The organism is Ensifer sp., assembly GCF_035999185.1.
Classification (GTDB): domain Bacteria; phylum Pseudomonadota; class Alphaproteobacteria; order Rhizobiales; family Rhizobiaceae; genus Ensifer.
Window position 1 is genome coordinate 1 of record NZ_DASYHB010000062.1, and the last position, 8,119, is coordinate 8,119.

Here is an 8,119-nt window from a genome sequence, read left to right on the forward strand (position 1 = left end):
GTTTTTGAGCGAGCATGCAAGTAAGGTCCGGCGAAATTCAACGCCAATGGCCAAACACGAAGGAAGCTTGACCATGGAGCAACTCGGCACTCGCAATCTGGCGAACGGCTTGGAAAAACTCGGCTTTACCGACCTGGAAACAGTCCGGTTCAACCTCGAAGCCCCGGAGCTTTATGAAGAAGCTCTTCGCCGTGGCGAGGCTCAGCTGACCGCGCACGGCGCACTTGTTGCCCGTACCGGCCAGCACACCGGCCGCTCGCCGAAGGATAAATTCGTCGTCCGCGACGAAAACACCGACGGACAGATCTGGTGGGACAACAACAAGCCGCTGTCGCCGGAGCACTTCGCTGTGCTGCGTCAGGACATGCTCGACCATGCCAAGGGCATGTCGCTCTATGTTCAGGATCTCGTCGGCGGCGCCGATGCCGACAATTCGCTGCCGACCCGCGTCGTCACCGAATATGCCTGGCATTCGCTTTTCATCCGCAACCTGCTCATTCGTCCGGCTCGCGAAGCGCTGGCGTCCTTCCTGCCGAAGCTGACGATCATCGACCTGCCGAGCTTCAAGGCCGATCCGGAGCGCCATGGCTGCCGCACCGAAACGGTCATTGCCTGCGACTTCACCAACAATCTGATTCTCATCGCTGGCACGTCGTACGCCGGCGAGATGAAGAAGTCGGTTTTCACCGTTCTCAACTACCTTCTTCCCAAGAAGGGCGTCATGCCGATGCACTGCTCGGCCAATGTCGGCCCTGAGGGTGACACGGCGATCTTCTTCGGTCTGTCGGGCACCGGCAAGACGACGCTTTCGGCCGATCCGACCCGCACGCTGATCGGCGACGACGAGCACGGCTGGGGCGAAGACGGCGTCTTCAACTTCGAAGGCGGCTGCTACGCCAAGGCGATCCGTCTGTCGGAAGCGGCAGAGCCGGAAATCTACGCGACCACCCGCCGCTTCGGCACTGTCATGGAAAACGTCGTTCTCGATGAGCGCCGGGTTCCGGACTTCAACGATGGTTCGCTGACGGAAAACACCCGTTGCGCCTATCCGCTGGATTTCATCCCGAACGCCAGCGCCACCGGCACCGCGCCGCAGCCGCGCACCATCATCATGCTGACGGCTGACGCCTTCGGTGTAATGCCGCCGATCGCCAAGCTGACGCCGGAACAGGCGATGTACCACTTCCTCTCCGGCTACACCGCCAAGGTCGCCGGCACAGAAAAGGGCGTCACCGAGCCGGAAGCGACCTTCTCGACCTGCTTCGGCGCGCCGTTCATGCCGCGCCATCCGTCGGAATACGGCAACCTCTTGAAGGACCTGATCGCCAAGAACGGCGTCACCTGCTGGCTGGTCAACACCGGCTGGACCGGCGGCGCCTACGGCACCGGCAGCCGCATGCCGATCAAGGTGACGCGTGCACTGCTCGCCGCTGCTCTTGACGGTTCGCTGAACGCGGCTGAGCTGCGTACCGACGCGAACTTCGGTTTCGCCGTTCCGGTCTCGGTTCCGGGCGTCGACAGCGGCATCCTCGATCCGCGTTCGACGTGGGCCGATGGCGCAGCCTACGACGCGCAGGCCAATCGCCTTGTCGACATGTTCATCACCAACTTCGCCAAGTTCGAAGAGCACGTGGACGGCAGCGTTCGTGACGCAGCGCCGGGCACCCAGCTCGCCGCCGAATAAGCATCGTCGGCTATGATTCACGTGAAACCCGGCCCTCGCGGCCGGGTTTCTTCGTTTTTGTCTCTCTGTTTTCAAGAGCTTCGCGCTGTGCCATAGATCGGGCCGAGGTGAACCATGGCCAGCGACCTACTCTATATCAACGACAGCATCGTGATTGCCGGCTGGGAACTGACGGAGCAATTCGTGCTGGCCGGCGGGCCGGGTGGACAGAATGTCAACAAGGTGTCGACGGCGGTCCAGCTGTTCTTCAACGTCCAGGCCTCTCCGGCACTCTCCGATCGTATCAAGGCCAATGCCCTGAAGATTGCCGGCCGGCGCGCCTCGAAGGAGGGCGTGCTGATGATCGAGGCGAGCCGCTTTCGCAGCCAGGAGCGCAACCGTGAGGACGCCCGCGAGCGCTTGAAGGAGCTGATCTTGAAAGCGGCCGAACCGCCACCGCCGCCGCGCAAGAAGACGAAACCGACCCGCGGCTCTGTCGAGCGCCGCCTCAAGGAGAAGTCCGGGCGCGGCGAAATCAAGAAGCTCAGGGGGCGTCCCGGAGGCGATTGATTCTTTTCGCCTCTCCCTTGCCTTTGAGCCCTCGTGCCCTCTCTTATCGATCAGTGTTTTCGTAAAAGGAGATGTTCATGGGCCTTTTCAGTTTTATCAAGAACGCCGGCAAGAAGCTTGGCATCGGCGGCGATGACGATGCCCCGGATGCCGAAAGCGTTCAGAAGGAGTTGGCATCCCACGACCTCGGCACAAAGGACGTGCAGGTCGAAATGGCCGGTGACAAGGTCGTGCTGAAGGGTGTCGTGAAAGACCAGAGCGCCTTCGAAAAGGCTGTCGTCGCCGTTGGCAATACGCTCGGCGTCTCGGCCGTCGAAGCCTCGGAGCTCAAGGTCGCCGACGCCGGAGCAGCCCCTGCACCGGCCAAGGCGCCGGTCTTCTACACGGTCAAGAAGGGCGACAACCTCTGGAAGATCGCCGAGGCACAGTACGGCAAGGGCAAGGGCGCCAAGAACACGGCTATCTTCGAGGCCAACAAGCCGATGCTGACCCATCCGGACAAGATCTATCCGGGGCAGGTTCTGCGCATTCCGGATCTCGACGCAGCCTGAGCATGTCCGTCAGGCGTTTCGTTTCCATTGCGGCGCTGGTGGGGCTTTGCCTTGCCGGCGTTGCTTTCGCAGAGCCCTACCGAGAACCTGCCAAAGGCAGCGCCGAGCGCACCGCGATCCTCGATGCGCTCCGCCCGGCGGTTGAGGCCGAGATGCGTGGCCCGGTTGAATTCGTTGTCACGAGCATGCGCGCCGCTCCCAACTGGGCTTTCATGCAGGTCGAGCCGCAGCGTCCGGGCGGCGGGGCAATCGACCTCACGCAAACCGGGTTGCGCGACGAGGCCGACATGATGGATGGTCTGACGGTGTTTGCACTCGTCAGTTTCCAGAACGGCCGCTGGAACCTCGTCGATCATGTCGTCGGGCCGACGGATGTCGCCTATGCCGGCTGGCCGGTTCGCTATGGCGTGCCAGCGGCCCTCCTTGGCCTTGAGTAAGAGGATTGCCCTAATGCAGGTGCTCCCGAAAGGGATCAGACATATCCCGGGCTATCTCGATCGCGTCCGGCAGGAGCAGCTTGTCGAAGCGATCCGTATGGTCGTGGCCGAGGCACCGCTCTTCGTGCCGGAAATGCCGAAGACCGGCAAACCCATGTCCGTGCGCATGACCAATTGCGGTTCGCTTGGCTGGGTCACGGATCGAGATCGCGGCTATCGTTACCAGGCTCAGCATCCGGTCACCGGGAGGCCCTGGCCGACGATGCCGGAGCCGCTGCTAGAGATCTGGCAGGCCGTTTCCGCCAGCCAGAAGGCGCCTGAGGCCTGTCTCGTGAACTTCTACTCCGAAGACGCGCGCATGGGCCTGCATCAGGACCGTGACGAGCGGGATCTGGAAACGGCCGTCGTGTCGATTTCGCTTGGCGACAGCTGCCTGTTTCGGGTCGGCGGAAACACCCGCGGCGGACAGACCATGTCCTTCCGGCTGGAAAGCGGCGATATCGTCGTGCTCGGCGGGGAAGGGCGCCTTGCCTTCCACGGCGTCGACCGGATCTATCCGAACACGTCGACGCTGCTGAAGAACGGCGGCCGGGTCAATCTGACGCTCCGGCGGGTCAATCCCTGATCAACTCCTTGAAACGGCGCAATCTCGGACAGAAAACCGCGTCACACGTTTCCCGAGATCGCTCTTCCTGAGATTGCTCCGGGCCGGACGCTCAGAGCTTTCTGAGAGCCACCTTTTCCGTCAGGTGGTTCGGACCCTTCTGCAGGATCAGGTCGGCGCGCGGGCGCGTCGGCAGGATGTTCTGGTGCAGGTTTTTCAGGTTGATGTTGTGCCAGAGGCCTTCGGCAATGGCGCGGGCCGCATCCTCGCTGATCGTCGCATAACGATGGAAGTAGGATTCCGGGTTCTTGAAGGCGGTTTCGCGCAGCCGCATGAAACGGTTGACGTACCAGCTGTGGATCAGGCTCTCCTCGGCATCGATGTAGATCGAGAAGTCGAAGAAGTCCGAGACCATAGGCACGATCTTGCCGTCGGCCGGAAGGTTGCGCGACTGCAGGACGTTGATGCCTTCGAAGATCAGGATGTCCGGCCGGTCGATGACGGTGAACTGGTCCGGCAACACGTCATAGGTCAGGTGCGAGTAACTCGGCGCCTTGACGTTCGGCTGGCCGGCCTTGATCGCCGACAGGAAGCGCAAGAGCGCGCCGACGTCGTAGCTCTCGGGAAAGCCCTTGCGGTCCATCATGTTTTCGCGCTGGAGCACGGCGTTCGGATAGAGGAAGCCGTCGGTCGTCACCAGGTCGACCTTCGGGCTCGAAGGCCAGCGCGAGAGCAACTGCGCCAGGATACGCGCGGTCGTCGACTTGCCGACGGCGACCGATCCGGCAATGCCGATGACGAAGGGCGTCTTCGTCTCGGACATGCTGAGGAAGCGCTTGCGCTGCTCGAAGAGCATCTGCGACGATTCCACATGGGTTGAAAGCAGGCGCGACAGCGACAGGTAGATCTGCCTGACTTCGCCGAGATCGACCGGGTCGTTCAGCGAGCGCAGCCGTTGCACCTCGTCGGCCGTCAGCGTCATCGGCGTATCTGCCCGAAAACGCGACCACTCTTCGGCGGTAAAGAAATGATAGGGCGAATAGTCCCGCTTCTGGGGGTTGTCGGGCAGGTCGGCTGCTTCGATGTCTTTCGCCGCGATGGTCATGGGGTCTGCCGATTTGCCTTTTCCTGCAGGCCGGATTGATTGGTCCGCCGCTGAAGTTCGTTCAGCACATCCTGCAACGGAACGTCGGCGATCTTCAATACGACCATCAGATGATAGAGGAGATCGGCGCTCTCGGCGACGAGATTCGCGCGGTCGTTGCTGACCGCAGCGATAACCGTCTCGACGGCTTCTTCACCGAGTTTCTTGGCCGCTTTCGGCTGGCCGCTCGCCACCAGTTTTGCTGTCCAGGATTCGTCCGGAGCCGCCTTCGCGCGTGTCGCGACGATGGCTTCGAGGTCGGTCAGTGTGAAGTCAGCCATGGGAGGTCCTGAAGCTCAGTCGAGGCGCATGGCGATGCCATGCTCAGCCATATAGCGCTTGGTCTCGCCAATGCTATAGGTGCCGAAGTGGAAGATCGAGGCGGCAAGCACCGCCGTCGCATGACCGTCGCGGATACCGGCGACCATGTGGTCCAGCGTGCCGACCCCGCCGGACGCGATGACGGGCGCGCGCACGGCGTCGGCGACCGCGCGGGTGAGCGCAATGTCGTAGCCGCTCTTCGTGCCGTCGCGATCCATCGACGTCAAAAGGATCTCGCCGGCGCCGAGGTCGACGACGCGGCGGGCAAACTCGATCGCGTCGATGCCCGTCGGCTGTCGTCCGCCATGGGTGAAGATCTCCCAGCGGTCCGCTTCGCCGTCCTTCGATACCTTCTTGGCGTCGATGGCGACGACGATGCATTGGTTGCCGAACTTGTCGGCAGCTTCAGCCACGAAGTCCGGGTTCTTCACGGCAGCCGTGTTGATCGACACCTTGTCGGCGCCGGCGAGCAGCAGCTTGCGGATATCGGAGACCTGGCGCACGCCGCCGCCGACCGTCAGCGGCATGAAGCACTGTTCGGCTGTGCGGGCGATGACGTCGAAAATCGTCTCGCGATTGTCCGAGGAAGCGGTGATGTCGAGGAAGCAGAGCTCGTCGGCGCCGGCGGCGTCATAGGCGCGCGCTGCTTCCACCGGATCACCGGCGTCGATCAGATCGACGAAGTTGACGCCCTTGACCACACGGCCGTCCTTGACGTCGAGGCAGGGAATGACACGGGCTTTGAGAGACATGGGTCAGGCCTTTCTCGCGGCGCGGATCAGGTCCAGCGCTTCCTGCGGATCGATGCGGCCGTCATAGAGCGCGCGGCCGGAGATGGCGCCTTCGAGCTTTCTCGCGTCCGGTTCGACCATCCGCCGGATGTCGTCCATCGAGGCAAGACCGCCGGAAGCGATCACCGGAATGGAGACCGCATCCGCGAGCTCCAGCGTCGAGTCCCAGTTGATGCCGGTCAGGATGCCGTCGCGGTCGATGTCGGTATAGATAATCGCCGACACGCCGGCGCCCTCGAACTTCTTGGCTAGTTCGATGACGCCGAGTTCCGACGCTTCGGCCCAGCCTTCGACAGCAACCTTGCCGCCCTTGGCGTCGATGCCGACGGCAACCTTGCCCGGAAACTTCGCGCAGGCTTCGATGACGAGCGCCGGATCACGCACGGCAACCGTTCCGAGGATGACGCGGGCAAGCCCGCGCGACAGCCAGTTTTCGATATGATCGAGCGTGCGGATGCCGCCGCCGAGCTGTACCGGGTTCTTCGTCGCCTTGAGGATCGCGTCGACGGCCGCACCGTTGACCGTCTCGCCGGCAAAGGCGCCGTTCAAGTCGACCACGTGCAGCCACTCGAAGCCCTGGTCTTCAAAGGCGCGGGCCTGGGCGGCCGGATCGGGGTTGTAAACCGTCGCCTGGTCCATGTCGCCCAGCTTCAGGCGCACGCATTGCCCGTCTTTCAGGTCGATCGCGGGAAAAAGGATCATGGGTCTGTCCAATCAGTCGTGCGAAAGCCTTAGGGCTTCCAGCGCAGGAAATTCGAGATGAGGGCAAGGCCAAGCGCCTGGCTCTTTTCCGGGTGGAACTGCGAGCCAGCCTTGTTGCCATTGGCGACGAAAGCGGTCACCGGACCGCCGTAATCGGCTTCAGCGACCACGTCGCCGGCGCTTTCGGCTGCCAGGTGGTAGGAATGCACGAAATAGGCGTGCAGGCCCTGTTCGCCAACCCGGATGCCGTCAAACAGCGGATGTTCGCGCTTGAGCTTCAGCGTGTTCCAGCCGATCTGCGGGATCTTCAGCGTGGTGTCGGAAGGCGTCATTTCGACGACGTCGCCAGGGATCCAGCCGAAACCGTGGGTGACGGTCTTCTCAAGACCGCGCGACGACATCAGCTGCATGCCGACGCAGATGCCGAGAAACGGCCGGCCGGCCTTTTCCACCACCTCGGTCAAGGCCTGCTCCATGCCCTCGACCGCAGCAAGACCGCGGCGGCAGTCGGCATAGGCGCCGACGCCCGGAAGCACGATACGGTCGGCGCTGGCCACCCGTTCCGGCTTGTCGGTAAGGTCGATATCGGCGGAAATGCCGGCTTCGCGGGCGGCCCGTTCAAAGGCCTTGGTGGCCGAGCGCAGGTTGCCCGAGCCGTAATCGATGATGGCGACGCGCATCAGCGTTCTCCGTAGGAATCAAATAGGCCGAGGCCGGTGCCACCCTTCGAGGGCTGGCGCACGGTCCAATCGGCCGGGGAGGGCGGGGTCGGCTTCTTTTCGCTCGGGGCCACGCTCGTGAAATAGATTTCCTCGGCCGTCTCCAGGTTCGGTGCCGGCACGATCGAGCGCAGCGTCCAGTCGCGAGCCGTCAGGCTGCGCGCAACCAGAACCGGTCCTTCAAGGGCAACCACAAGCCGAAGCGCGAGCTGCGCCAGCAGCGACGGCAGGAATCCGCTTTCGTGGCTCGAGAGAAAAACTAACGAAATCTGCAGAACAGCAACTGCGATGCCAATTGCCCATTGCCGCTTGGCGAGAAGCCAGAGCGCCGGGAACAGGAAGGCCCACCAGGAATAGCCGTCGGCAACGAAGCGCGCGCGCTCGTCGTCGGCGTGTGCACCCGGCGGGGTCAGGATCAGATAAGAAGCCATAGGTTCAGCCAGTGACTGGCCGCTTAGGCAAGGGTCCCCTTGGTCGAGGGAACGCGGCCGGCCTGGCGCGGGTCGATTTCGGTTGCCGTGCGGAGCACGCGGGCGACGGACTTGAAACAGGTCTCGGCGATATGATGGTTGTTGGCGCCGTAGATGTTCTGGATATGCAGCGTGATCCCGGCATGC

The 8,119-nt window shown here is 62.9% G+C and carries 11 protein-coding genes and 1 pseudogene; 5 read left to right on the plus strand and 7 right to left on the minus strand.

Going from position 1 to position 8,119, the window contains the following annotated elements; all coding sequences use genetic code 11:
• Positions 1 to 73: 73 nt before the first annotated feature.
• The 5 genes from VGO04_RS06600 to VGO04_RS06620 all read left to right on the plus strand — a co-directional run bounded on the left by VGO04_RS06600 (position 74) and on the right by VGO04_RS06620 (position 3,846).
• The gene (locus tag VGO04_RS06600) at positions 74 to 1,684 is read left to right on the plus strand and encodes a phosphoenolpyruvate carboxykinase (protein ID WP_327495160.1); all 1,611 of its coding nucleotides are present in this window, start codon (positions 74 to 76) and stop codon (positions 1,682 to 1,684) included.
• A 114-nt stretch (positions 1,685 to 1,798) separates the two neighbouring features.
• Complete coding sequence (gene arfB / locus VGO04_RS06605; RefSeq protein ID WP_327495161.1) at positions 1,799 to 2,233, plus strand: alternative ribosome rescue aminoacyl-tRNA hydrolase ArfB; 435 nt, start codon at positions 1,799 to 1,801, stop codon at positions 2,231 to 2,233.
• Between the two features lie 77 nt (positions 2,234 to 2,310).
• Positions 2,311 to 2,784, plus strand: coding sequence for a peptidoglycan-binding protein LysM (lysM, locus tag VGO04_RS06610; protein WP_327495162.1), 474 nt, complete (start codon positions 2,311 to 2,313; stop codon positions 2,782 to 2,784).
• Positions 2,785 to 2,786: 2 nt separating this feature from the next.
• Entirely contained in the window at positions 2,787 to 3,221 is a 435-nt protein-coding gene (locus VGO04_RS06615) for a hypothetical protein (RefSeq protein WP_327495163.1), read from the plus strand.
• A gap of 13 nt (positions 3,222 to 3,234) precedes the next feature.
• Positions 3,235 to 3,846, plus strand: a complete 612-nt coding sequence (locus VGO04_RS06620; protein WP_327495164.1) for an alpha-ketoglutarate-dependent dioxygenase AlkB — start codon at positions 3,235 to 3,237, stop codon at positions 3,844 to 3,846.
• 91 nt (positions 3,847 to 3,937) lie between these two features.
• Here VGO04_RS06620 and coaA read toward each other — a convergent pair whose 3' ends face one another.
• The 7 genes and pseudogenes from coaA to VGO04_RS06655 all read right to left on the minus strand — a co-directional run.
• The gene (coaA, locus tag VGO04_RS06625; protein WP_327495165.1) at positions 3,938 to 4,930 is read right to left on the minus strand and encodes a type I pantothenate kinase; all 993 of its coding nucleotides are present in this window, start codon (positions 4,928 to 4,930) and stop codon (positions 3,938 to 3,940) included.
• Positions 4,927 to 5,250 carry a phosphoribosyl-ATP diphosphatase gene (locus VGO04_RS06630; RefSeq protein ID WP_327495166.1) on the minus strand — a complete coding sequence of 108 codons (324 nt, stop codon included), beginning with the start codon at positions 5,248 to 5,250 and terminating at the stop codon, positions 4,927 to 4,929. Before VGO04_RS06630 ends, coaA begins: the two co-directional genes overlap by 4 nt.
• Positions 5,251 to 5,265: 15 nt before the next feature.
• Positions 5,266 to 6,042: an imidazole glycerol phosphate synthase subunit HisF gene (gene hisF / locus VGO04_RS06635; protein ID WP_327495167.1), complete on the minus strand. Its 777-nt coding sequence runs from the start codon at positions 6,040 to 6,042 to the stop codon at positions 5,266 to 5,268.
• A gap of 3 nt (positions 6,043 to 6,045) precedes the next feature.
• Positions 6,046 to 6,783, minus strand: a complete 738-nt coding sequence (gene hisA / locus VGO04_RS06640) for a 1-(5-phosphoribosyl)-5-[(5-phosphoribosylamino)methylideneamino]imidazole-4-carboxamide isomerase (protein ID WP_327495168.1) — start codon at positions 6,781 to 6,783, stop codon at positions 6,046 to 6,048.
• Between the two features lie 29 nt (positions 6,784 to 6,812).
• The gene (gene hisH, locus VGO04_RS06645) at positions 6,813 to 7,463 is read right to left on the minus strand and encodes an imidazole glycerol phosphate synthase subunit HisH (protein WP_327495169.1); all 651 of its coding nucleotides are present in this window, start codon (positions 7,461 to 7,463) and stop codon (positions 6,813 to 6,815) included.
• A complete protein-coding gene (locus VGO04_RS06650) occupies positions 7,463 to 7,933 on the minus strand; it encodes a DUF2628 domain-containing protein (RefSeq protein WP_327495170.1) in 471 nt (156 codons plus the stop codon). The genes hisH and VGO04_RS06650 overlap by 1 nt, the downstream gene beginning before the upstream one ends.
• 23 nt (positions 7,934 to 7,956) lie before the next feature.
• Positions 7,957 to 8,119: pseudogene (locus tag VGO04_RS06655) on the minus strand (imidazoleglycerol-phosphate dehydratase); the annotation flags it as partial.

Coding starts and splice junctions, on each gene's coding strand:
- VGO04_RS06600 (WP_327495160.1), top strand. CDS start 74: ATGGAGCAACTCGGCACTCGCAATCTGGCGAACGGCTTGGAAAAACTC.
- VGO04_RS06615 (WP_327495163.1), top strand. CDS start 2,787: ATGTCCGTCAGGCGTTTCGTTTCCATTGCGGCGCTGGTGGGGCTTTGC.
- hisF (WP_327495167.1), bottom strand. CDS start 6,042: ATGTCTCTCAAAGCCCGTGTCATTCCCTGCCTCGACGTCAAGGACGGC.
- arfB (WP_327495161.1), top strand. CDS start 1,799: ATGGCCAGCGACCTACTCTATATCAACGACAGCATCGTGATTGCCGGC.
- hisH (WP_327495169.1), bottom strand. CDS start 7,463: ATGCGCGTCGCCATCATCGATTACGGCTCGGGCAACCTGCGCTCGGCC.
- lysM (WP_327495162.1), top strand. CDS start 2,311: ATGGGCCTTTTCAGTTTTATCAAGAACGCCGGCAAGAAGCTTGGCATC.
- coaA (WP_327495165.1), bottom strand. CDS start 4,930: ATGACCATCGCGGCGAAAGACATCGAAGCAGCCGACCTGCCCGACAAC.
- VGO04_RS06620 (WP_327495164.1), top strand. CDS start 3,235: ATGCAGGTGCTCCCGAAAGGGATCAGACATATCCCGGGCTATCTCGAT.
- VGO04_RS06650 (WP_327495170.1), bottom strand. CDS start 7,933: ATGGCTTCTTATCTGATCCTGACCCCGCCGGGTGCACACGCCGACGAC.
- VGO04_RS06630 (WP_327495166.1), bottom strand. CDS start 5,250: ATGGCTGACTTCACACTGACCGACCTCGAAGCCATCGTCGCGACACGC.
- hisA (WP_327495168.1), bottom strand. CDS start 6,783: ATGATCCTTTTTCCCGCGATCGACCTGAAAGACGGGCAATGCGTGCGC.